This is a genomic window from bacterium (genome assembly GCA_031082185.1).
GTDB lineage: Bacteria > Sysuimicrobiota > Sysuimicrobiia > Sysuimicrobiales > Humicultoraceae > VGFA01.
Genome location: JAVHLI010000004.1, coordinates 62,058 through 85,133, shown reverse-complemented (window position 1 = coordinate 85,133; position 23,076 = coordinate 62,058). Strand labels below are relative to the sequence as shown.

The following is a 23,076-nucleotide window of genomic DNA, read 5'->3' as shown; positions in this document are numbered from 1 at the left end:
TGTATGATTGTATAATGGTGTTTGGCCCGACGAGGCCACGAAGGAGGCGTTGTCCATGTCTGGTGGCGAGGGTACTCCCCGGAGGGGGTCTGCGGAACGGGCGCTCGCACTGCTGGCCGTGCTCGTACTGGGCGGTGTGCTGGGTGGAGTCATCGCGCCCCGCTTCGGGCTGATTCCCAAGCAGTGGGCCACTGACTCCCTTCCCCTGCAAGCCACGCCTCCACAGGTCGAATCCGCGCCCGGTGCTCAACAGCCCGGCGCCCAGCAGCCCGGCGCCGCGGTCCCGCCGGTTGTCGGTCAGGCCCCCCCCGGCGCGCCGGCTCCCCGCCTGCTTGAAGGGCAGGAGTCGGTTGTGGTCAGGGTGGTGCAGCAGGTGCGGCCTGCCGTGGTCAACATCAGCGTCCGCGCCCAGGTGGCAACGCCGTTTGGGTTGTTCCCGCAGGAAGGCCAGGGTTCGGGTGTCGTCGTGCGGCCCGACGGGCTGATCCTTACGAACAACCACGTGGTCCGTGGCGCGCAGGAGATCACGGTCACGCTGGTTTCGGGCAAGACCCTGCGCGGGCGCGTGCTGGGCGCCGATCGGTTCGCGGACCTGGCCGTCGTCAAGGTGGACAGCCCTCAGCCACTCCCCGCGGTCGAGATGGGGGCCTCCGTTGCGCTGAACGTGGGGCAGCTTGCGATTGCCATCGGGAACCCCTTTGGTCTGGGCAGCACCGTGACCGTCGGGGTTATAAGCGCGTTGAACCGCAGCATCCAGGCCGGCCCCGACTTCGTCGTCGAGAATCTCATACAGACCGACGCCGCCATCAACCCCGGCAACAGCGGCGGCGCGCTGCTGGATTCGTCCGGACGCCTGATCGGCATCAACACCGCGATCATCCGCGAAGCCCAGGGTATCGGCTTCGCGATCCCTATGGATCACGCCCGCATCGTCATGGACCAGATCATCACGCAGGGCAAAGTGATCCGTCCTGCCCTGGGCGTCGAGATCAGAGGGGAGATAGACGCCAACACCGCACGGGCCTACAACCTCCCGGTTGACCACGGCGTGGTCGTTGTGCCCCAGCCCGGGAGTCCGGCCGACCGGGCCGGGATGCGGCCGCAGGACATCATCGTAGCCATCAACGGCCAGAAGGTCAGCACCATCGGTGACCTGCGGCGCGAGCTGTTTCGCAGGAAGCCCGGTGAGAGCGTGCAGGTGGAGGTTGTCCGCGACGGGCGACGCCTGACGCTGACCGTCCCGCTCATAGAACTGCGGGGAGGTGTTCCCGCATGGCTGGTGTCGTGATGGAAAGCCTGCCTATCCTGGATCTCGTGAGCGTAACCGAAGCCGCCGCCCTGGCAGGAGCCCACCACATGGGTCAGGGTGACAACGATGCCGCCGACCACGCCGCGGTCGAGGCGATGCGGGTTTCCATGAGCCGCCTGGATCTCCGCGGCGTGATCGTGATAGGCGAGGGCGAGCGTGATCAGGCGCCGATGCTCTACATCGGCGAGGTGGTGGGTGGCGGCGGATCCCGCGAGGTTGACATTGCCGTGGATCCACTGGAGGGCACGAACCTCGTCTCCAAAGGGTTGCCCGGAGCGCTGTCGGTGCTGGCGGTTTCAGAGCCCGGTGGCCTGCTCCACGCCCCCGACATCTACATGGACAAGTTGATCGTCGGGCCGTCCTGCTCCGATTGTGTGGACATTCGCCATCCGGTCGAGGCAAACTTGATTGCGATGGCCAAGGCGTTCAACAGGCCGGTCGGTAACCTCACGATCACCATCCTGGACCGACCCCGGCACGCCGACCTGATCGCCCGGGTTCGGGCAGCCGGCGCCCGCATCAAGCTGATCTCCGATGGGGACGTGTCGGCCGCGATCGCCGCCGCGGTGAGGGGCACCGGCATACACGCGGTCATGGGAATCGGTGGCGCCCCGGAGGGCGTGCTGGCGGCCGCGGCGCTGCGGTGCCTGGGAGGGAGAGTCCAGGGGAGGTTCTGGTTCCGCACCGACGAGGAGAGGGAGCGTGTCCGTCAGATGGGCATCGCCGATCCTGACCGCGTCTTCGACACGGACGAGCTGGCGCCCGGCGACGAGGTGGTGTTCGTCGCCACAGGCATCACCGACAGCGACCTGTTGCGCGGGGTGCGCTTCTTCGGCGGCGGTGCCCGTACACACTCGCTGGTGATGACGCTCCGGACCGGCGAGATCCGCTTTGTGGACGGCATCCACATCTCCGACCGCGCCAAGGCGGGTTCAATCCTGCTGTGATTGTGCCGGGCCGGGATGCCCGGCGCGCGGCCGGCCGGTTGTGCCTGGTGGACTTCCCCGGCACCGCGCCATCTTCGGCGCTGGAACGGCTGATCGCCGACCGGCACATCCTGGGAGTGGTGCTCTTTCGCAAGAACATCACCTCCCCGGTCCAGGTGGCTCAACTGACGGATGCGCTTCTGGCGATCGCGCAGGACGCAGGTGCACCTCCGCCGTGGGTGACCATAGACCACGAGGGAGGCGCGGTTACGCGCTTTCCTCCGCGTTCAGGCGACCCCCAGCTGCACGCGACAACCCTCCCGCCGCGCGTAACGCCGCTGCCCTCAGCGATGGCGCTCGGTGCCGCCGGAGATCCGGCACTGGCCCAGGCAGCCGGGCGCATCGCGGGACGGGAGCTGCGCGCGATGGGCATCCACCTGAACTTTGCGCCGGTGCTGGACGTGAACACCAACCCGTCGAACCCGATCATCGGTGCGCGCGCCTTTGGGGACTCCCCCGCGAGCGTGGCGGCGATGGGGCTTGCCTACATCCGGGGCCTGCAGTCCTCCGGCGTGGCGGCGACGGCCAAGCACTTTCCCGGCCACGGCGACACCACCATGGACTCACACCTGGGACTCCCCAGGGTGGACCATGGCCGCGAGCGGCTTGAAGCCGTGGAGTTGGCGCCGTTTGCCGCGGCGGTGCGTGCCGGGGTGGCGGGGATCATGACCGCGCACATCGTGTATCCTGCGCTCGACCCCTCCGGCGTGCCGGCCACGCTGTCCGCGCCGATTCTGACCGGGATCCTGCGTGAGCACTGGGGGTTCGGGGGCCTGGTCTTCACCGACTCGATGAGCATGCGCGCCATCGCGGACCACTACGGGATGGGCGACGCAGCGGTGGCCGCGGTTCGGGCCGGATGTGACGCGGTGCTGGCCCTGGGCGAAGAGCCGGCTCAGCAGGAGGTGCTTGACCGCCTGGCCGTGGCGATCGAGCAGGGCGAGATAAGCGGGGCGCGGCTCGCCGAAACTCGGGCGCGGGTTGCGGCGGCGGCAGGGGGGTGGGGGGTCGGCAATCCCCGTCCCACTAGGGCAGAGGCCGCGGACTGTCCGACTGCCATGGCCGGACTAGATGCTGTGGATGCATCCGAGCACGAGCGGATCGCTGCACAGATCGCCGCTGCCGCGGTCACGCTGGTGCGGGACCGCCCCGGTATCCTTCCTCTCCCGCAAGGGCTCTTGAGTGTCGTCTCCATCCCCTGTGGGACCTCGGACCCCTCTGGGCCCTTGGATGGCGTGGGGCCTGATCTGGCATATGCGCTCAGGAGGCACGGCGCGGTTGTGGGCGAAATCCACCCGCATGACGTTTCGATCCCGGACGGTCCGGTGGTGGCCGTGACCTGCGTGCGAGGAACCCCGGATCCAGGGACGGTTGCGGCCGTGCGCACGCTGCACCGCCTGGTCGGAGACCGCCTGATCGTGGTGGCCGCGGGCGATCCGTACGACCTGGCGCTGCTTCCTGAGATCCCGGTCTACGTCGCGACATACGGACCTGACGAACCGAGTCTGAACGCGGCTGCGCGCGTACTACTCGGCCAGGCCCGCGCCGGGGGGAAGATGCCTGTGAACCTCGGTGACACTGCCGATGAAGCTCCGGGGGCGCTCGGATGACAGGGAGGTGGGTACTCCAGGCGGGCACCCTGCTGCTCCCGGCGGGCGCAGTCGGCCCCGGATTCCTGGTGATCGAGGGCGAGCACATCGCCCGGGTGGAAGAAGGTGTCCATCCCAGTCCCGATCTGAGCTACCCGGACTCCACGGTAGTCCCCGGCTTCGTTGACCTTCAGATCAACGGCGCGGCTGGGTGCGACTTCCTGCTGCCGACCGCGGAAGGGTTGGCTGCAGCAGAGGCCCACCTCGCGGGCACCGCAACCGTCGCCTATCTCCCAACGCTCATTTCCGCGCCCGAAGACAGGCTGCGCGCGGCGCTTGGTTTTTTCGCGGAGCGCATGGCCGCCAGGGACCGACCAGGCGCCCCTCGCATTCTGGGCGTGCACCTGGAGGGTCCATTCCTGTCACCGGAGCGGCCTGGCGCCCACCGGCCCGAGCACCTGCGGACTCCCTCTGTTGAATGGATCGGTCGGCTTGTGGAGGATTTCAGGGGATTGATCCGCATCGTGACCCTGGCGCCCGAACTGGACGGCTCGCTGGAGGTCACCCGGTACCTGGCATCTGAGGGCATCGTCTCCGCGGTGGGCCACACGAACGCGACCTTCGCGGAAGCGACGGCGGCGTTCGACGCCGGGGCCTGCCTGGCCACACACCTGTTCAACGCGATGCCGCCGTATCACCATCGCGAGCCGGGCGTGGTGGGCGCGGCGCTCGCAGATCGCAGGGTGACCTGCTCGGTTGTCGCGGATCTTGTGCACGTGCATCCGGCCGTCCTGGTCCAGGTTGCAGCACTGAAGGGGTGGGAGCGCACGGCCCTAGTCACCGATGCGATTGCCGCGGCAGGGGCGGCTCAGGCCCGGGTGACCCTGGGCGATCAGACCGTCACCGTCACCGACGGCGCGCCCCGCCTAGCAGGTGGGACGCTGGCGGGCAGCATCCTCGGGATGGACCGGGCCGTGCAGAACATGGCCGGGGCGGTGGGGGCCTGGGATACGGCGGTTCGGATGGGTTCCACAACCCCGGCACGCCTGCTGGGGTTGGAACAGGGAGAGTTGCGTGTCGGGCTTCGCGCCGACCTGGTCATCCTTTCCGAGGATCAAGCCGTCAGCGCGGTGGTTGTGGGCGGAAGCGTCGTGGGTCCAGGCGGCGCCTGAGAAGCTTTGCCTCCGGTCCGGGGCTCTCGCCACGATCAGCCGCACCATTCCCATCGGCACCAGATCCGTTACCTCCTCGATCAGGAGCCCTGAGGACCGCACGTTCTCGATCGTGCGTCGGCTGATGTGCGCGCCCAGGAGCCGCGCAACTATCGGGTCCAGCCAGTCCATTATCCTGCCGAGCACCGGGTCTGGGACCGAGCAGAACACGAACGTGGCTGCGGCCGCGTCGAACGATGCGTCCGGGAACGCCAGCGCCTGCGCGTCCGTCAAACGGAGGTCCACTTGCAGGCTGAGCCGAGCCGCCCGGCGCCTTGCCCGATCGAGCATCCTGGGGCTGATGTCAACGGCCGTGATTGAGGCGCCGCTCGGGTAGTGAGGCATGTTCTTGCCCGTGCCGACCCCGACCTCGATCACGCGGCCACCGGGCACGCGCTCCCACAACTTCCTGCGCCACCTGCCGAACGGCCCCTCGGGATCATTGCTCAGGCGCATGTGCCCAGCAAGGTCGGCACCGCGGCCACGAGGGCATGCCCGGCGCCCCCGCCAAGCTGCGCCCCGGCGAGGACCAGCAGAGCGCCCCCGGCAACCCGCATCCGGCGTCCGGCCGGCGAGCTGGCAAGTGCGATAAGGCGATCGTGCAGGTTCATCTCGATCTCCTTGGGCTCAGCTACTACACAAACCAGAGCAGGATGATCGCGCCGATGGCGATCATCACCAGGCCCTGGCCCAGGCGCAGTTGCTTCTTGTTCGTGGCCATCCAGCGCGAGAACTGCCCGACCACTCGCCGGTTGCCGATTACCAGCAGCAGCGCCACCAGGGGCAGCACGAACATCACGTTGTAGATGGCAAGGTAGGCGAGGCCGTTCCAGAAGGAAGTCTGGGTGGAGAGCAGTCCGAGGATGCCCACGTAGATGCCGCCGGTGCACGGGAACTCGCAGATGCCAACCAGGAAGCCGACCACCGCGGTCGCCGGCAGGGTGGCGCGGCGCATCCAGCGGTCGCGCGCGGCGCCACCGATCTTGGGCAGGGTCAGGCTCGGCCCAATGCCGTACCAGAAGAAATCCTTGATGTTGACCAAGCCGAGGACGATCATCAGGCCGGCGCCGAGCTTCGCCATCAGGTGCGGCGCTCCCAACTGGAAGACCGTGAGAAGCCCGATGCCGATTCCGAAGTAGGTGAGGTAGATCGCGCCGACGTACGTGAAGCCAAAGGCCAGCAGGTCGGCCCGGCCGCGCTGCAGCGTAAACAGGAAGGCCACGAACAACAGCAGGACCGCGAACGCGCAGGGGTTGATGCCGTCAAGCAGCCCCGCGCCCAGCACCATTAGCGCGAACCCGATGCCGCTGCGCGCCGCCGGGGGCGTCTGGACGGTCGGTGCAGGAAGGCCACCCGCGCCGGCAGGTGCCAGGGTTGCAAGATAGGTTCTGATCGGCTCGTCCAGTCGATAGATCTTGATCTGCCCACCGGGCGCCCAGGCCGTGTAGTCCTTCGGTGCCTCGCCGTGCCCGGCCATCTTGTCCTGCAGCACCACTATGCGCGCATACTTCCCCGCCATCTCCTGCGAGAACAGATCACGGATGATTCCCGAAGGGACGTGGCCCTGCAGCACGATCCGGTCGCCGATGAAGATGGTCATGTGTCCCTGAAGCTGCGGGGGGATTCCCAACGCCTCGCTGCGCTCGACCAGTTCCTTTCGGTAGCGGCGCTCGAGGATGTAGTCGCGCCGGACGATCTCGCCGGCGCCCAGGCTTTGCAGCAGCGGAACCAGCTCGTGGTTGAGATACGGGACGCAATCGTGGCAGGAGCCGTTGAAGTAGATGGCTACCGCGGGTGCGGTGCCTGCTTCGGGCGCGGCGGGTGCCGCGGTCGCAGGAACCAGGATGGCGGTCGCGAGGAGCACCAGCAGGACAAGCGGCAGGACGCGGCTCACGGCGCGCCTCCCTTCAGGATTAAGGCGCGCACCTCGATCTCCACCTCAGGGTTGCGCGGGTCGTTGGTGCGTAGGTACACGGCGTGGCGGGCAGGGCCGGTCTGCGATCCGTGGGCAACCGTGTCAAAGGTCACGTGCAACTGCGTGGCTCCGCCTGGGAAGACCACGGTCGCGTCCATCTTCCCGGTCGTACACCCGCAGGAGGAGCTGATGGCAGCGATGCGCAGCGGTGCGCGTCCGCTATTGCGCACAATGACCGTTCTTGTCTTCACCATCGGTGCGGACAGGGGGCCGAAGTCCAGGGTGGTTGGGTCCAGTGCTATCGCAGGCCGCGCCGTGTAGGCCCAGACCGCCCAGGCGGCGCCGCCGGCTGCGAGCAGCACGGCCGCCACCATCAAGACTGCGCTGCGCCGCAAATACCCCATCGGTACGGCGCCCTACGGCACCTGCGTGCCGGACAGGCGGACCCGGGCCTGGGGTTGTCGCGGGTCGTTTGAGTGGATGACCACGATCCGGTCAATCGGGCCTCGGAAGATGCCGTGCGCGTCCGGATCGTACTTCACGCGGAGGACCGCCCGCTCTCCCGGCCGCAGGCGTGCCGACCACCCTACCGGCCACTCGCCGTGTCCCCGCATCCCGAACCACGGGCCCTCCTTGCCGTTCACGATCAGGGCCGCCCTGGTGCAACCGCACGAGGTCTCCATCTCGTTGATTGTCAGATCCGCTTCGCCGCCGTTCGCCGCCGCCAGCTCCACGGTTACGATGCCCTTGGCCTGGCTGACCTGGCCGAGCTCGTAGGTGCCCGGAGAAACGCGCAGCAGTGGGACCCGGCCGGACGTGCCGGGCAGGTACTGCCAGCGCGCTGCCAGGAAGAGACCGGTCAGCACAAGGACCGCCGCGGCCGCAAACATCACCAGGCCGATTCCGTGCACCTTCTTCCGGCTCCCCGTGTTCCGCTCCCAGCCCGCCGATCCGTGAGCCTTGTTTGTGCTCTTGCTCATGGTGTCGCCCCGTTCTCCCATTGCTGCGATACCCCCCCGCCCCCGGGGAGGGTGTCGCCTTTTGGGTAATCATAGCACCGCGGGCTGCGTTTGACACTCCATGCGCAGGCCGGTACTCTATCCGAGGTCGAGGCTGTTGCCGTCTATGCCCGGCCTCCCCCCAACCAAGACGATGGCCTTCCTGCAGGAATTCCGCGGCTTCACCCGCAACGCGCGACTGTTGCTCACGACCGCCTTCTTCGTCGGGTTGAGCATGGCCGTGGGCGGGCTGTTCCTGAACTTCTACCTGCAGAGTCTGGGTCTCTCGCAGCAATTCATCGGGCTTGCCAACGCGCTACCTTCTTTTGTCCTGGTTGCGGTCGGACTGCCGGCCGGTCGGCTCATAGACCGGCACGGGCCGAGATGGGGACTGCTGGTTGGCACCGCAGCCGCAGCCGCCGCAGCGTTGGGGTTCGCGCTGACCGGCGCTCCCGCGGCACTTCTTGCCTTCGCCGTGATTCAGGGAGTGGGCGCGGCCTTCGGGTTTATAAGCACAGCGCCGTTTCAGATGGCCAACAGCACCGAGCGCGAGCGCGTTGCCCTGTTCAGCGCGCAGGCCGCGCTGATAACCGGCACCGCCTTTCTGGGCAACCTGGTTGGCAGCCGTCTGCCGGCAGTATTCGGTGGATTGGTCGGCATGCCGCCCGACACGCTGCTCCCACTGCGGTTGACGATGCTGGTCGTCGCCGCGCTTTGGGCGCTTGCGGCGCTGCCGATCGCGCTCACCGGCCCGAGCGTACTCACCGGCTCGAGCGCACCAGGCCTGCCAGGAGACCTGCCTGCCGGGCCGCAACCGGACGGCACGGGGAAGGCACCCCGCAGGCGCCTGGTGTCCAATCCCGGGATGGTGGGCCGGCTGCTCCTGCCCGCGTTCCTGATAAGTCTTGGGGCCGGGCAGACGATGCCGTTTCTCAACATCTACGTTTCAGGCAGGTTCGGCGTGGACTTCCGTTCGCTGGGGGTCTTCTTCGCCATCGGTGCGTTTGGGACGACGCTGGCCACCCTGGCGCAACCGCGTCTGGCTGCCCGGGTGGGCAAGGTGGAATCGGTGCTGATCGTGCAGGCGGCCTCGATCCCGTTTCTGCTGATCCTGGGCTTTGTACCTGTGTTCTGGCTCGTCGCCGTCTCGTTCGTGGTGCGCACCGCGCTGATGAACATGGGCAACCCGGTCTACCAGGCCTTCGCGCAGGAGCAGATATCGCCCGGCGAGCGCGCAACCTACAGCAGCATGTCCACCATCGCCTGGAGCCTTGGCTGGGCCCTTGGCTCGGCCTTCAGCGGGTGGTGGCGCGGACTGGTTGGATTCGAGGCGGGGTTCAACACGGTGTTCGGGTTGATGACAGCCCTCTACGTCACGGCGATTGCGTTGATGTACGTGTTCTTCGTGAGAGGAGCGCACTTCCTCCCGATCTCGCGCCAGGGATATCCCGGCAGCAAAGCGACCGGAGTGTAGTGGGCCCCTGCGACCATTCGTTCCAACTGCTTGATTCGCTCGGCGGTCAGCGGGTGCGTTGACAGGTAGGCCAGGCTGCGGGGCGCGCCGGATTCCTCCCTGCTGAGCCGGCGCAGAAAGCTGATCATCCCATGGGGATCAATGCGCGCCGCCTGGATCAGGTTCATGCCGTCGCGGTCCGCGGTCTCCTCGTCTTGGCGCCGGTAGCGCAGTTGGCCCAGTGTTCCGGCTGTTTCCAGGGCCTGGCTCAGCCCACCGGCGTCGCCCACCACCAGACTCAGCAGCACCCTCATCGAGACCTCCCGAAACAGCGCCTTCGTGCCGTGGCGGTGCAGGACGTGCTGCATCTCGTGGGCCAGCACCCCGGCCAGCTCCGCGGGTGTCTGCGTCGCCGCCAACAGCCCCAGGTGGACGATCAGGTGTCCTCCGGGCGCCGCGAAGGCGTTGACCGCGGGCTGGTCCAGCACGGTGATCCGGAAGGTGTAGGCGCTCCCAGGACCTGCCGCGGCCAGCCTGGCCACGATCTCGCTGAGGGCGGCGTCGCGCTCCGTATCTGCGCACCGGTGCTCAGGAGGCGCCAGGGACTCCAGCGCTGCCTGGCCCAGCCGTTCCTCCCAGGCCGGTGGCATTTGCCCGGCGGCCAGGTCGGCCAGCGCAGGAATGCCCCACAAGTAGACGGCTAACCCGGCGACGATGACCCCGGCTCCGGCCAGCAGGACCACGCCGGCCCAGTGCCGCCGTCTGAACGCAGGGAGGAGGTGCCGACCTGCCGCCGGTGCTCCTTCGCGGATCGCGGAGAGGAATGTTTCATCGGAGACCACGAGCGTTTCGGAGGGCGCCGATCCCCGTTCGATCCTGGTCTGCTCCCCGGGCAGCGCGCCCTGTGCCAGATGGAGTTGTTCATACGGCCACCAGAGGAACGTGCCCTCCTCGGTGACAAGGCGCAGGCCCGTGGCCATAACCGTGATGGTGACCGGCCTGCGGTTAGCGGTCCTGCCATCGTAGTAGGAGCCCGGCCACGTCGTGCTCAGGCGCGTCCTCATCGGCGGTGGTGCCGCGGCTCCTACCAGCCCGGGGCCAGGCCGGGGAAGTCGAGACCCAGGAAGTCGGCGATCGCCTCACCTGTCGGCGAAGCCGCCTGGGCTTCCTGCCGGATCGCGTCCATCTCCGGCAGGCCCTCGACGGCGAGAGTGCCGCACAGGAACCGGATGTTGCGGGCCTGCACCCAGGGGAACGCCAGCCCCAGGGTTATGAACAGCAACAGCCCGTTGCCCAGCGTGAGCCGGAACAGCCGGCCCCCTGTCACGGTGCAGCGGAACCGCGCGGCCGCAAACGAGGTACGCGTCCACATGTACCGCTGCCGATGCGCGGTAAACCAGAACCAGTAGAGGCCGAGGGTCAGCGGTGTCAGCACGACTGCCAGGAGGAAACTGCCGAACAGGTCGGCGCCGCTCCCGTCGAACTCGAACCGCACGGTCCCGTAGTAGGTGTTGCTTATCAGAAGCCGCCACATGTTGTTGTAGAAGAACGGGTAGTACAGGCCGAAGGTGATCACGGTCAGCAGCGCCCCTGAGACGAACATCTTGACGAACGCACCTGTCTGTCCGCGGAACGAAAACCGGATGCCCCGCCACGATGCACGGCTCAGACGGTACCGCCGTGAACCGGCGATGGCCACCGGTATCACCACGAGCAGGACCGGGTAGATCAGGAGCGTGGCCACGGAGACGGTCTCGGGGCGTGCTCCAAAGAGCTGGAGCAGGGCCAGGCCGATCATGCCCAGCACGACCAGCCCCAGCGTCTTGAGGAATCCGACCAGCAGTTCGACGCCAGTGCCGTGATAGGCGAACCGGTCTCCGTCGAACTCCATCTGGCTGTGAAGAAACCGCTGCACCCTGACCTTGCCCCAGAAGTAGTAGATCCCCAGGGTAACGATGCCTAAGAGCAGGTTGATGATGTGAATCCCGAAGAGGGTTCCGCCGTCGCCGCTGAACGAGAGCCGAACCTCCGGCCTGCCTGCTGTGTCGGTCCGCGCGATGTCCATGCGGCGGAGTTCGGCGGCCCGCCGGATGACCCCTCTGAGGCGCCCGGGGATCTTGGGTGCGCAGGGATCTGAGGCGCGCAGGGATCTGAGGTGCCCGGGGAGGGGTTCGCGGCGCCACGCAAGAATCATCACTGATCATGCAGCGTTACTTGATCCGCCGCGCGCTTGTCACCATCCCCATCCTGTTCGGGATCACGGTGATGAGCTACTTCATCATGTCGCTGACGCCCGGCGACCCGGTGCAGATGTTGGTCAATCCCGGCATGAGCCAGGCCGACGTCGAGATCAAGCGGCGCGCCTTGGGTCTTGACCAGCCGGTCTACGTGCGCTACGCGAAGTGGCTCAACGAGCTGGTCCACGGCAACCTAGGGTACTCTTACAGCACGGGCGCGCCGGTCACGAAGAGGGTTGGCGAGCGGGTGGCGCCCACACTCACGCTGACCGTTACCTCGCTGCTCCTTTCGTACTTAATCGCGGTTCCCATTGGGGTGGTGGTAGCCACGCGGCGGTACACGTGGATTGACTACGCGGCTACCTTCCTCGCCTTCCTGGGCATCAGTCTGCCCACCTTCTTCCTGGGGCTGGTCGGCATCTACGTGTTTGCACTGCGGCTCCGGTGGCTGCCCGTGGGCGGTACGATGACCCTCGGCGGCGACGGAGGACTGCTCGACCTGCTCCTGCACCTGATCCTGCCCGCCTCGGTCCTGGCCGTGGCCGGGGCAGGCGCCCTTACCCGGTACGTGCGGTCGAGCATGCTGGAGGTGCTGGGGCAGGACTTCGTTCGAACCGCCCGAGCCAAGGGACTCGCCGAGGCCACCGTTCTCCGGCGGCACGCGCTGCGCAACGCCCTGATCCCGGTCGTCACGCTCGCCGGGCTGCAGATCCCGGCGCTGCTGGGCGGCGCCGTAATCACCGAGCAGATCTTCGAATGGCCGGGCATGGGACGTCTCACCATCGAGGCGATCAACCAGCGTGACTACCCGGTGCTGATGGGGATAACCTTGATCACCGCGCTGCTGGTGACGCTGGGCAACCTGCTGGCCGACATCACATACTCGTTGGTTGACCCGCGTATCCGCTATGAGTGAGTGGGCCCCCTCTCGGACCGCCTCCTTCTGGTCGCTGGCCTTCCGTCGATTTATACGCCACCGGCTTGCGGTTGTCGGGATCGTCGCGCTGGGAATGCTCGCCATCATGGCGGTGGCCGCGCCGTTGCTGGCGCCGCACAGCCCGACAACGATTGATGCTGCCATCTTCCAGGGGCGGCCTTCCTCCGTGCATCTCCTGGGCACCGACAGCGTCGGCCGCGACGTGCTGAGCCGCCTGATCTACGCTGCGCGCGTCTCTCTGAGCGTAGGGATCTTGGCCGTCACGATGTACGTCCTCATTGGTACTTCCGTGGGCGCGATTGCCGGATACTACGGTGGAGCCGTGGATCTGGTACTGAGCCGGATCATGGACATCATGCTCTCGTTCCCGCCGCTCATTATCATTCTGTTCGCGGTAAGCGTCTTCGGCAGGCCGAGTCTGTGGAACGTCATCATCGTGCTGGGTCTGCTGGGGTGGCCTGCCGTGGCCCGCCTGGTACGCGGCCAGGTGCTGGCGCTACGCCATCAGGAGTTCGTGCAGGCGGCCCGCGCAATCGGCGCGTCGGATCCCGCGGTCGTGATGCGCCACCTGCTTCCCAACGCGATGGCCCCGGTGCTGGTGGCCGCAACGTTCGGGACGGCCAATGCCATCCTGGTGGAGGCGGCGCTGTCCTTCCTGGGGATGGGGGTGCAGCCGCCCACGCCCTCCTGGGGCAACATGCTTACCGACGCGCAGTCGCTCACGGTGCTGGAGCAGATGCCCTGGCTTTGGGTGCCGCCGGGGTTCATGATACTCATCTCGGTGCTGACGATTAACTTCGTGGGCGACGGCCTGCGCGACGCGCTCGACCCCAGCTTGAAACTATGAGTAGACTAGGGTAACATTTATGGATATGGAATTCCGCGACACGCTCTACCGGGGAGGGAAAAGGATGAAAGGTTTGCGCGCCAGGTTGACCGGTGCCATCGCAATCGTCCTCATTGCCGGCCTGTTGCTGCCCGCAGGGGTCTGGGGCGGTCCCAAGTCGGAGTTCGTTGCCGTGGCAGGTATGTGGAGCCCGCCCAACAACTTCAACCCCATCAACACCGACAGCTCCTACGGGTTCTACTGCGTCCGCTTCATGTTCATGGGCATGGTTGAAGCGCGGGTGGAGAACAACCAGATGAAGTTCTTCCCGGCCCTCGCCAGCAGGTGGGAGATCGGGGCAGACAACCAGACCTACACCTTCACGATTCACCCGCGGGCCGCCTGGCACGACGGCAAGCCCGTCACCGCCGAGGACGTGCTGTTCACCCTCATGACCATCAGTGATCCCAGGACCGAGACCAACCGGGGCGCCCAGATCGCCTCCGTCGCCGGCTTGGACGCGCGGGGGAAGCGTGCGGCAGGCGCGCAGTTGGGCTTCCGGATCCTGGAGCCCAAGAAGTTTGAGATCAAGACCACCACGCCGGTGGACCCGATCATGTTCCTGGAGATGTTCGGAGCCAACGTCTACATTCTGCCCAAGCACGTCCTGGGCGAGGTGCCGCCCGACCAGCTCGCCCGGCATCCGTTCTTCCACAATCCGACCGTGGGAAACGGCCCCTACAAGTTTGTGCAGTACAAGACCGACCAGTTTGTCGAGTTCCTGCTGAACGAGAACTACCACCTGGGCGCTCCAAACGTGCGCCGCGTCTTCGTGCGCATCATTCCGCCCGCGACGATGCTTGCGCAAATTGAGCGGGGCGACCTCGACGTCAGCGCCGGGTTCGGCATCGGCGAGGTCATGATCGAGGACTGGGACCGCGTGAAGGGTATGGCTCACGTCCGCGCCGTCTCTTTCCCGGCCCCTGGCTACCAGTACATGCTGTTTAACTTCCAGAGGCCGTACCTGCAGGACAAGCGCGTGCGTCGCGCGTTTGCCCATGCCGTCAACCGGCCACTGATGGTCAGCCAGTTGCTCAAGGGCGAGGGAGAGCTGGCCGAGGGGCCTATTCCGCCGGCCAACCCCTACTTCAACAAGAAGGTGCGGCCGTGGCCCTTTGACACCGCCCGGGCCCGTGCCTTGCTGACGGAGGCCGGGTGGGACTTCAACAGGACCGTCATCCTGCGGGTGCCGACCGGCAACATCATACGTGAGCGTTCGGCCGACATCATCCGGGAAAACCTCATAGCCGCGGGCGTCAAGGCGGAGATCCAGAAGGCCGACTTCCCAACGCACATGGCCGCAGTGCGAGCGGGCAACTACGATCTGGGCCTGATGGGATGGGCAGGTCCCACCGATCCTGACGTCTCCTCGCAGTATCGCACCGGCGGTCAGTACAACCTCAGCCACCACTCGATCGCGCTGATGGATCAGGTTCTCGACGAGGGCGTGAAGACCGCGGATCCCACCAAGCGGCGCGCCGTGTACGATCGGTTCCAGGAGGTCTTCGCGGACGAGTTGCCGGTGGTCACACTGTACTACGCGAATGCCCGGACGGCCGTCACGAAGCGCATGGTCAACGTCCTGTTCGATGCCTCGGGCCTGTTCGACTTCCAGACCTACCGCTGGGTCGCGGGAACGCAGTAGTCAGCGCAGGGTTACAAAGGCAGTGACCGACAGGAAGAGGGGGCGGGGTTTCCGCCCCCTTCTCCTGATCCCCGGCCCGGGAAGGCACAACCCTTCACCCCGCCGCAGCCAGGAGCCCGCACATGGATGACATCTTCGCCCACATGGACGCCCGGTTCGAGGACCACATCTCACGCGTGAGGTCGTTCGTCAGCCAGCCCAGCATCAGCGGCGAGGGCACCGGTATGGCCGAGATGGCCGAGCTGGTGCGAGACTCCATCCAGAGGTTGGGTGGGACCGCGGAGATCGTCCCCACCCCTGGCTGGCCGGTGGTCTTCGGCGAGGTAGCAGTCGGGGCGCCCCGCACCCTGTTGCTCTACGGCATGTACGACGTGCAGCCGGTGGAAGGGGAGGAGTGGATCGCGCCTCCGTTTGCGGGCGACATCGTTGATCTGCCCGAGTTCGGGCCCAGCATGGTGGCCCGCGGCGTGTACAACACCAAGGGCCCGTTGGCCGGGCTCTTCAACGTTCTGGAGAGCATACAGGCGGTGCGCGGACGGCTCCCGGTGAACTTGAAGTTCGTGGTGGAGGGAGAGGAAGAGCTCAGCAGCCGTAACCTGCCCGGGTTCATCGAAGCCTACAAGGACCGTCTGGGAGCCGACGCCACGTACTTCCCATTCTACTCTCAGAACCGCGACGGTAAGCCGGTGCTTTGGCTGGGCGTGAAGGGCATTCAGTACTTCGAGATCGCCTGCCGCGGAGGCGCCTGGGGCGGTCCCCGTACCCGTGGCGTGCACGGGTGCAACGCGGTCTGGGTGGGTAACCCCCTCTGGCGTCTGACCAGCGCCCTGGCCACCATGATGGACGATGCCGAGCAGATTCAGATCGAAGGCTTCTACGACGATGTGGCCCCGCCCAGCGCCGAAGACGAGGCGCTCCTCCAGCAGCTCGCCCGGACCTTCGATCCTGCCAACGAGCTGTGGATGTGGGACGCCGAACGGTTTAAGTACGACCTCCACGGTGCCGACCTGCTGCGGCGGTACCTGTACGATCCGCAGCTCAACATAGACGGCGTCTGGGGCGGTTACACCGGGCCGGGGATGAAGACGCTCCTTCCGCATGAGGTGCGCGTCAAGATGGACGTGCGCCTCGTCCCCAACATGGAGCCGGAGCGGGTGCGCCAGCGCATCCGGGACCATCTGGTGAGGATCGGCCGCGATGACCTTGAGGTTCACTTCTACGAGGGCTATCCCGCTGCTAAGACGAGCGTCAGCGAGCACGTGGTCCAGTCGCTGATTCGCTCTTGCAGGTCGCTGGGCGCCGAGCCGGAGATCTGGCCGCACGTGGCCGGATCCGCGCCGCTCTATCTGTTCAGCAGGGTTCTCAACCAGCCGTTCGCCACGGGCGGCCTGGGGCACGGCGGACGCCCCCACAGTCCCAACGAGTACGCGACCGTGGAGGGGATGCGGCTGTTCGAGCGGTCTGTCGCGCGCTTCATCTACGAGTTTGCGGGGGCTTGACGGCACGCCTGACCGACTGGCCACGAGCCAGTCCGTGCCGATGCGCCTGTCAGCCCGCTCAGTAGATAACCGCGTCGAGAAGCGAAAGTGCTTCCTGCAAGACCTGTTCGGGCGCCCTTCCGATGCGCTTCGCTTTCCGGGAACGGAAGTCAATTGATTTGACCTGCTCGACCATGACGAAGCCCATTATCTCTTTGTTGTCAGGAATCGATACGTGGAAAGGGTAGTCGCGGCGCGTGTTGGTGACAGGACAGACGAGGCAAAGGCCTGTGTGCCGGTTGAAGAGGTCGTTGCTGACCACCAGGGCGGGCCGACGCCCTCGTTGCTCGTGGCCAGACCGGGGATCGAAGCTTACGGCGATGAAGTCCCCCTTGCGTGGGACATACTCCACCATCTACCAGACCTCCCTGCCTACCGGCCGGCCCCAGTCGAGTTCCTTTGTCTTGTCGTCCTTGGGAATACGTCGGACTAGTTCACGCAGATCGCGGCCGCCTCGCACGCGGCGAACAGGCGTCACCACGAGAGCACCGTCACGTACCGCCACGTCGACTGCATCCCCTACGCCGATCTCAACATTCGAAAGCAGCTCCTTGCTCAAGCGGAGCCCCTGGCTGTTGCCCCACTTCTGCACCTTGGTGATCATCGCTGCACCTCCCAGGGCTATCCCAAGTATAGCCCTATCCCTTCTATAGGTCAAGAAGGGCGTGACGCGAACGTCTACTGCTCCTCGCCCGCTCCATACATCTGGCCCGGTGCAAGCATCTCAGGGAAGCGCTCACGCAGCACCCGGCGGCTCTCGTAGCACAGGTGGCACGCGTCCGCGTAGCACTCTTCGTGGGTCAGCCCGTGGCGGCGCACCAGCTCCGCCGGGCCGCCCGCGAGGAGCGGGCCGGTGACAGGATGCTTGTCAGGATCGTAGGTGCGGCAGATCTTCTCCAGAGGCGTCCGGAGCATGTTGCCTACCACGATCCCCTGGCAGATGTGTACGTTGCCGAGCGGGTCAACGTGCACCCGGCCCGGCTCGCGCAGGTCTTCGTGCGGGCATTCCGTGAACTGCTCCCAGGGATGCCGGGCGGCCCGCGCGACCAGCTTCTCCACGGCCCGCCCACGGTACATGACCGCGGATTCGCCGGATGGCAACTGGCCGGCCGCCGGCGCGGCATTCGTGGCCTCGGGCTGGGCGATGCTGATTGTCCCGACCGGGATCTGCAGCCTCTCCGCGGCCGCGCGCGCATCCCTGGCCTGCTGGCTCAGCTTCTCGCTCCAGTGGTACAGGTCGCTGCTCACGGACAGGTCCTGGATTAGCCCCGCGAACGGCCTCAGCCACGCCAGCGCGTCCTCCACCGTTGTCGCCCAGTAGCCGTTCGAGACGATGCCAACGCGGAAGCCCATGCGCGCCGCCATCCGGACCCCTCTTACCAGGACAGGGTAGTAAAGGAAGGGCTCGCCGCCCTCGAAGTAGATGGACTTGATTGTGCCGACGCTCCTGGCCTGCCGGAGGACCCGCCGGATGCTCCGCAGGGTCATCGTTCCGTTCTGCCGCGTGCTGCCCCATACGAAGCAGTGGTCGCACTCGAGATTGCACTGGTACGTTAGAAGAAGATGAAGCCCCGATAGCGTCACGTCAGTTCTCCTCCGATGGCGGTCCTATCGCTTCTTCGCTTCGGCCCTTGCCCGACCTGGCCCTGCGCCCCTACCATCACAGCAGGGAGGTGCAGCCGTGTCTCGCATCGCCGTCCTGATCGTTGTGCTCGCTGTGGCCGGTGCGGATGCATGGGCCGGCCCCGATCGCTACGTTGAGGCCCGCCGGGCAATGGTGGAGACCCAGATCAAAGCGCGCGGGGTGCGCGGCGAGCGCGTGCTGCGGGCGATGCTGACCGTGCCCAGGCACCGCTTCGTGCCTGAGCGCCACCTTCGCCAGGCCTACAACGACCACCCGCTGCCCATCGGATTCGGCCAGACGATCTCGCAGCCGTACATCGTGGCCCTCATGTCCGAGGAGGCGGCGGTGCGGCCGGGGCAGCGCGTCCTCGAGATCGGTACCGGCTCCGGTTACCAGGCCGCCATCCTGGCCGAGTTGACGGATCATGACCGGGTATACACCGTTGAGATAATCGAGCCGCTGGCGCAGTCCGCGGCGCGGGGGCTGCGGGAACTGGGCTACGGGAAGGTGCGGACGCGCAACGGCGACGGCTACCTGGGTTGGCCCGAGGCTGCGCCGTTCGATGCGATCCTGGTGACCGCCGCGCCGGACCACGTGCCGCCGCCGCTGGTCCGCCAACTGAAGGAAGGCGGGCGGATGGTGGTGCCGGTAGGTCCGCCGGGGCTGGTGCAGACGCTGTGGCGGATCACCAAGGAGGGCGGCCAGTTGAAGTTCCACAGTCTGGGGGCGGTGATGTTCGTGCCGCTGGTGAGGAGGTAAATGCGGACGACGGCGCGATCACGGCCGCCGCGCCCGCGTAGGCCAGCGCTCCCAGCAGCATCACCATCCCGAACCCCCACTCCAGCGCCGCCATCGCCGCCAAGACCGAAGCGATCACTGAGGCGCAGCCGTTGACGCCCCAGGCCCATGGGATGGCCGCGGGATCCGTGCGGCCCAGGGCCCGAACCGCGGCTGGAAAGGGCACGCCCATCAGCAGACCCAGCGGCAGCACGGCCGCGGCGATCACTGCAAGACGAACAGGCAGCGCGAACCCGAGGCTGGTCTGGAAGACCCCGGGGAGGAACAGCGCGGCGGCAGCGGCGACCACGGCGGCGGCGGCGAGGACCGCGGGCAGCCGCCGCCCGACGAGCGGCGATGCCAAGCTTCCGGCTCCCGAGGCGACCAGCAGGCCGGCCAGGACCGCAGCCAGCGCGTATGTGGGGTGGCCCAGCACGAGGATCGCCTGCTGGAGCAGCGGGATCTCGATGAACAGGTATCCGGCGCCGATGGCCAGGAAATATAGGAAGACCGGGCCGCGTTGTGGGGCGGGCCGAGGTGCCGTGGGCGTGGCCGACGGCTGGTTTCTTGTCAGATACCGAAGCGGCAGCAAGATCAGGCCGGCACTCAGCAGGGTGACGATCGCCAGCATGGCCAGCAGCACCAGGTAGCCACCGCCGCCGAACGGCTGCCACGTCCGCCCCAGGCCTGCCAGTATCTGCGGCACTTGCCGCCAACGAAAGAAGTGGAAGAAGAACGGCCGGTCGTCGCTGACCGGGCGGACATCGAAGGGATAGGCGCGCAAGAACTCCTCGCGCCGGGCCGGATCGAGGACCGCGGTGAAGGCTTCCCGGTGGACGTCCCTGGGGAGGACGTTGTACCGGTTGCCCTCCGCGGCGTCCACACCCGGCGCGTACGTGATGTCGAACCGCCGCGAGGAGGCGAACTCCCGGATCGCGGCCACGTCCGCCGGCGTGAACCCCTCCGGCTTGACCAGGATCGTCATCGTGTTGAGAGAGCGCAGCGCGGCCAGGCAGGAGGTTATGTCGGCATCGCTGAGGGCAGCCACCGCCGCGGCCCAGACGCGGATCTCCTCGCTCGGCGGAGTCTGGATCCAGCGGGTGATCGCCAGCACGCCGCCCGGCGCCAGCCGGTCGAGGTAGTCGTGCAGGGCCTCGACCGTGTAGAGGTGGTTCTCGGCGAGTGAGAACGCGCCAGAGGCCACAACATGGAATGACTCCTGGGGCGGGACCTGGATGAGATCGAAACGCTCGCGGGTCCGGCGCAGGTACGTTCGCGGGTTCTCAACTACGACGCGCGCGCCTATCAGTGCGGTGGCTACGTGCGCGGGCTGCCCGTAGGGCAGACCCCCGCCGAAGCGCTGCGCGGCCTCGACGACCAGCGGGTTGGCTTCCACTACGATCACCGGCGCCATCCCGTGCCGCAGCGCGCCGAGCACCTCCAGACCCATGCCCACGACCAGCGTCCGCCCCCGGCGCAGGCGATATGCCACTGCCGACGGCAGGAACTCGGTGAACGCGGCGTCCACACCGGCGGGCAGGCCGCGGGGACCGTCCCCGTCAACGGTCAGCCCAGGTAGCGCCGGCGGCACGCCGGCAAACGTCACGCTCAACCCAGGAGCCGAGCGTACCGCCGTACTCTGCACCACGTCCACCCTGGATATCGCGTTCCATTTTGAGAACTCCACCCTCGCGTCGGGAAAACGTCGCAACTGGCTGAGGGCCTTGTAGGATGACATGGGGAGATCCAGAGGAACCAGCGCGGCAAGCGCCGTCAGAACGGCCAGGGCCGCCGCGGTGACCGCAGGCCTGCGATCAGGCGCTGAACCGTCCTTGGGGGCTGGACTGTGCTTAGGCGTCGGACCGGCCTGCCAGAGCAGCGCCGCTCCTGATGTCGCCAGGGCGGCGGAGGCGATCATGCCCTGTGGCCCGCCGATGGCGCTCAGGAGGGGTACGGCTGCCAGTGCGCCTCCCGCGGCCCCCAGGAACGAAGCGGCGTAGATGCTGCCGGCGGCATCGGGGAAGCCCGCCAGGACCGCACCCACCACCAGGCCAGCGAATAGGAAGGGAAGCACAAGCGCGGCTGCCTGGACGGCCAGGTAGAGAACCTGCACCGGCTCCAGCGCCATAAGATAGGCATCGAAGGGAACGGCTGCGATCGTCAGAAGGGCCAGGCCGACCGAGGGCGCGACCAGCAGTGCGCCCCACGCCGCGGTACGCAGCGGCGCCCGGCGCAATCCCGGGAACACGGCCAGCGCGGTGCCGCTGGCCCCGAATCCCAGCAGCCCCAGCCCAACCGCCATGAAGGCGAAGTGGTGCCACTGCACCACTGAGAAGATCCGGGTGAGGACAATCTGCAGCAGCAGGGCCGCCGCACTGACCAGCGCGACGCCCGCGTGGATACATCGCACGGCATCCTGTAGATTCGGCACATGCCGCGGGGCGCCTGTCGCCCTAGACGCGCCGGAGCGATGAAGAAAAACTTCGCCCCACCCTCGCACACCAGAAGGATATCTTCGCGCCCCACAGAAGAACACAACGATGCCTCCCGAGCGCCACACCGGCATCGGAAGCCTAACCCGGCTCCGCGAACTCCGGCCCCGCCTCGCCGATGCGGAACGCCGGTTGGCCACCTACATCCTGCGGCACCCCCGTCAGGTCTTGGATTCCTCGATCACCCTCGTAGCCGGTCGGGCCCGCGTGAGCGAGGCCACGGTCGTGCGCCTGTGCCGGCGCATAGGATGCCGCGGATATCAGGATCTGCGCATCCGGCTGGCTGGAGACCTGGTGCTCCCGCCGCGGCAGATCTACGAGGAGATCGAGCCGGACGATGACAGTCCCGCCGTCAAGCGCAAGGTGTTCGGGATCTCAATCCGGGCCCTTGAGGAAACCCTGGATGTGCTGGACGACAGGGCGCTTGAGAGCGCGGTCGAGGCGATCACCGCAGCACGGCGGGTGGACTTCTACGGCGTGGGCGCGTCGGGAATCGTCGCTATGGATGCGCAGCAGAAGTTTCTGCGCATCGGCATTGACGCCCAGGCTTTTGTGGACCCGCACATGCAGGCGGTATCAGCCGCGCTGCTCCGTCGCGGCGACGTCGCGGTCGGCATCTCGGACTCCGGCTCGACCCGGGACACGGTGTACGCGCTGGGAGTGGCACAGGCGGCCGGGGCGACGACGATGGCCATCACCAGGTACGGACCGTCACCGATCGACAAAGTTGCGTCAATACGCCTGAACACGGTTTCGTCCGAGGGAGGTATCCGCGGCGCGGCGATCGCCAGCCGCATGGCGCAGCTCGCCGTGGTGGACGCCATCACGATGTCTGTGGCGCTTCATCGCTACGAGCAGACGCTGGCGGCGCTGCGGGCGACACGGGACGCGGTCGCGGAGAAGAAGTTCTGATGGGGGCCATCCAGGCCCGCCGCATGCGGGCGGACGACGTTCTGGCGTGCGCGCGGATAGTCGCGGGAGAGCGGCTGTGGCAGCGCTACGGCCAGACGCTCCCGCGCGCCCGGGGCGCGATCAGGCGGGCGCTGGCGTCCAAGGGCCGAGCATCCAAGGGCCGCGGAGGTGCGGCCGCGCCCGACGCCGGGGTCCTGGCCGTGGCGTGCGAGGCAGGGCGGGTCGTGGGTTTCATCTGGTTTCACCGCACCGGCACGTTTCACCACAGCGGGTACGTCCGGTGGGTGGGTGTGGCCCCGGAGGCGCGCGGGCGTGGCGTGGGCCGGGCCCTGATGCGCTACGCGGAGGAGCGGATCTTCAAGGCGGGCCCCAACGTCTTCCTGCTGGTTGCCGACTTCAATGTGGCGGCGCAGGCGTTCTACGAGGATTTGGGGTACACTCGCGTGGGGGCGATTCCAGACTACGTAGTGCGCGGTGTGACCGAGCTCCTCTATCGCAAGACGCGGGGACCTATCGCCGCGAAGAACCGAAAGGCAGTGCTCACGGAGGGATAGGGAGGTAGGATAG

22 protein-coding genes and 1 pseudogene are annotated in these 23,076 nt (G+C 67.1%); 12 read left to right on the top strand and 11 right to left on the bottom strand.

From position 1 onward, the window contains the following. Window positions 1–55: 55 nt before the first annotated feature. The 4 genes from RDU83_05385 to nagA are packed head-to-tail and all read left to right on the top strand — an operon-like array spanning window position 56 to window position 5,056. Complete coding sequence (locus RDU83_05385; GenBank protein ID MDQ7840447.1) at window positions 56–1,288, top strand: trypsin-like peptidase domain-containing protein; 1,233 nt, start codon at window positions 56–58, stop codon at window positions 1,286–1,288. Beyond that, window positions 1,273–2,256 carry a class II fructose-bisphosphatase gene (gene glpX / locus RDU83_05380; GenBank protein ID MDQ7840446.1) on the top strand — a complete coding sequence of 328 codons (984 nt, stop codon included), beginning with the start codon at window positions 1,273–1,275 and terminating at the stop codon, window positions 2,254–2,256. Before RDU83_05385 ends, glpX begins: the two co-directional genes overlap by 16 nt. After that, window positions 2,253–3,905: a beta-N-acetylhexosaminidase gene (gene nagZ / locus RDU83_05375; protein MDQ7840445.1), complete on the top strand. Its 1,653-nt coding sequence runs from the start codon at window positions 2,253–2,255 to the stop codon at window positions 3,903–3,905. The genes glpX and nagZ overlap by 4 nt, the downstream gene beginning before the upstream one ends. Beyond that, window positions 3,902–5,056, top strand: a complete 1,155-nt coding sequence (gene nagA, locus RDU83_05370) for an N-acetylglucosamine-6-phosphate deacetylase (protein ID MDQ7840444.1) — start codon at window positions 3,902–3,904, stop codon at window positions 5,054–5,056. The genes nagZ and nagA overlap by 4 nt, the downstream gene beginning before the upstream one ends. Window positions 5,057–5,236: 180 nt before the next feature. On the opposite strand, the pseudogene RDU83_05365 reads toward nagA, so the two are convergent. The 5 genes and pseudogenes from RDU83_05365 to RDU83_05345 all read right to left on the bottom strand — a co-directional run bounded on the left by RDU83_05365 (window position 5,237) and on the right by RDU83_05345 (window position 7,990). Then, window positions 5,237–5,551: pseudogene (locus RDU83_05365) on the bottom strand (class I SAM-dependent methyltransferase). Continuing rightward, window positions 5,542–5,706 (bottom strand): hypothetical protein, encoded by a 165-nt coding sequence (locus RDU83_05360; GenBank protein MDQ7840443.1) that lies wholly within the window; start codon window positions 5,704–5,706, stop codon window positions 5,542–5,544. The pseudogene RDU83_05365 and the gene RDU83_05360 overlap by 10 nt, the downstream one beginning before the upstream one ends. 23 nt (window positions 5,707–5,729) lie before the next feature. Further along, a complete protein-coding gene (locus tag RDU83_05355) occupies window positions 5,730–6,989 on the bottom strand; it encodes a cytochrome c biogenesis protein CcdA (GenBank protein ID MDQ7840442.1) in 1,260 nt (419 codons plus the stop codon). Further along, entirely contained in the window at window positions 6,986–7,414 is a 429-nt protein-coding gene (locus tag RDU83_05350) for a DUF1573 domain-containing protein (protein MDQ7840441.1), read from the bottom strand. Before RDU83_05350 ends, RDU83_05355 begins: the two co-directional genes overlap by 4 nt. 12 nt (window positions 7,415–7,426) lie before the next feature. Beyond that, entirely contained in the window at window positions 7,427–7,990 is a 564-nt protein-coding gene (locus RDU83_05345) for a DUF1573 domain-containing protein (GenBank protein ID MDQ7840440.1), read from the bottom strand. Window positions 7,991–8,135: 145 nt separating this feature from the next. Here RDU83_05345 and RDU83_05340 point away from each other — a divergent pair, with 145 nt between their 5' ends. After that, window positions 8,136–9,482: an MFS transporter gene (locus RDU83_05340; protein MDQ7840439.1), complete on the top strand. Its 1,347-nt coding sequence runs from the start codon at window positions 8,136–8,138 to the stop codon at window positions 9,480–9,482. Here RDU83_05340 and RDU83_05335 read toward each other — a convergent pair. Both RDU83_05335 and RDU83_05330 read right to left on the bottom strand, forming a co-directional pair. Beyond that, on the bottom strand, window positions 9,377–10,525 hold the full coding sequence (locus tag RDU83_05335) for a M48 family metallopeptidase (protein MDQ7840438.1): 1,149 nt from the start codon (window positions 10,523–10,525) through the stop codon (window positions 9,377–9,379). The two genes, RDU83_05340 and RDU83_05335, sit on opposite strands and share 106 nt — an antisense overlap. 20 nt (window positions 10,526–10,545) lie before the next feature. After that, window positions 10,546–11,655, bottom strand: coding sequence for a YjgN family protein (locus RDU83_05330; GenBank protein ID MDQ7840437.1), 1,110 nt, complete (start codon window positions 11,653–11,655; stop codon window positions 10,546–10,548). An 8-nt stretch (window positions 11,656–11,663) separates the two neighbouring features. Between RDU83_05330 and RDU83_05325 the strand changes: the two genes are divergently transcribed. From RDU83_05325 to RDU83_05310, 4 genes are all read left to right on the top strand, one after another. Continuing rightward, window positions 11,664–12,614 carry an ABC transporter permease gene (locus tag RDU83_05325; protein MDQ7840436.1) on the top strand — a complete coding sequence of 317 codons (951 nt, stop codon included), beginning with the start codon at window positions 11,664–11,666 and terminating at the stop codon, window positions 12,612–12,614. Continuing rightward, entirely contained in the window at window positions 12,607–13,482 is an 876-nt protein-coding gene (locus RDU83_05320) for an ABC transporter permease (GenBank protein ID MDQ7840435.1), read from the top strand. The genes RDU83_05325 and RDU83_05320 overlap by 8 nt, the downstream gene beginning before the upstream one ends. 64 nt (window positions 13,483–13,546) lie before the next feature. After that, entirely contained in the window at window positions 13,547–15,166 is a 1,620-nt protein-coding gene (locus tag RDU83_05315) for an ABC transporter substrate-binding protein (protein MDQ7840434.1), read from the top strand. Between the two features lie 122 nt (window positions 15,167–15,288). Next, entirely contained in the window at window positions 15,289–16,665 is a 1,377-nt protein-coding gene (locus tag RDU83_05310; protein MDQ7840433.1) for a M20/M25/M40 family metallo-hydrolase, read from the top strand. Window positions 16,666–16,723: 58 nt separating this feature from the next. On the opposite strand, the gene RDU83_05305 is transcribed toward RDU83_05310, so the two are convergent. The 3 genes from RDU83_05305 to RDU83_05295 form a co-directional block, all read right to left on the bottom strand. Continuing rightward, window positions 16,724–17,059, bottom strand: coding sequence for a type II toxin-antitoxin system PemK/MazF family toxin (locus RDU83_05305; protein ID MDQ7840432.1), 336 nt, complete (start codon window positions 17,057–17,059; stop codon window positions 16,724–16,726). Further along, window positions 17,060–17,308 (bottom strand): transcriptional regulator/antitoxin, MazE, encoded by a 249-nt coding sequence (locus RDU83_05300; GenBank protein MDQ7840431.1) that lies wholly within the window; start codon window positions 17,306–17,308, stop codon window positions 17,060–17,062. Window positions 17,309–17,382: 74 nt separating this feature from the next. Further along, window positions 17,383–18,288 (bottom strand): radical SAM protein, encoded by a 906-nt coding sequence (locus RDU83_05295; protein ID MDQ7840430.1) that lies wholly within the window; start codon window positions 18,286–18,288, stop codon window positions 17,383–17,385. Between the two features lie 97 nt (window positions 18,289–18,385). Here RDU83_05295 and RDU83_05290 point away from each other — a divergent pair, with 97 nt between their 5' ends. Beyond that, window positions 18,386–19,087, top strand: coding sequence for a protein-L-isoaspartate(D-aspartate) O-methyltransferase (locus RDU83_05290; protein MDQ7840429.1), 702 nt, complete (start codon window positions 18,386–18,388; stop codon window positions 19,085–19,087). On the opposite strand, the gene RDU83_05285 is transcribed toward RDU83_05290, so the two are convergent. Further along, on the bottom strand, window positions 19,014–21,515 hold the full coding sequence (locus tag RDU83_05285) for a hypothetical protein (GenBank protein ID MDQ7840428.1): 2,502 nt from the start codon (window positions 21,513–21,515) through the stop codon (window positions 19,014–19,016). The two genes, RDU83_05290 and RDU83_05285, sit on opposite strands and share 74 nt — an antisense overlap. Window positions 21,516–21,645: 130 nt before the next feature. Between RDU83_05285 and RDU83_05280 the strand changes: the two genes are divergently transcribed. Together RDU83_05280 and RDU83_05275 are read left to right on the top strand one after the other, a co-directional pair. Then, window positions 21,646–22,509: a MurR/RpiR family transcriptional regulator gene (locus RDU83_05280; protein MDQ7840427.1), complete on the top strand. Its 864-nt coding sequence runs from the start codon at window positions 21,646–21,648 to the stop codon at window positions 22,507–22,509. Next, the gene (locus RDU83_05275) at window positions 22,509–23,063 is read left to right on the top strand and encodes an N-acetyltransferase (protein MDQ7840426.1); all 555 of its coding nucleotides are present in this window, start codon (window positions 22,509–22,511) and stop codon (window positions 23,061–23,063) included. Before RDU83_05280 ends, RDU83_05275 begins: the two co-directional genes overlap by 1 nt. The last annotated feature ends 13 nt before the right edge of the window (window positions 23,064–23,076 follow it).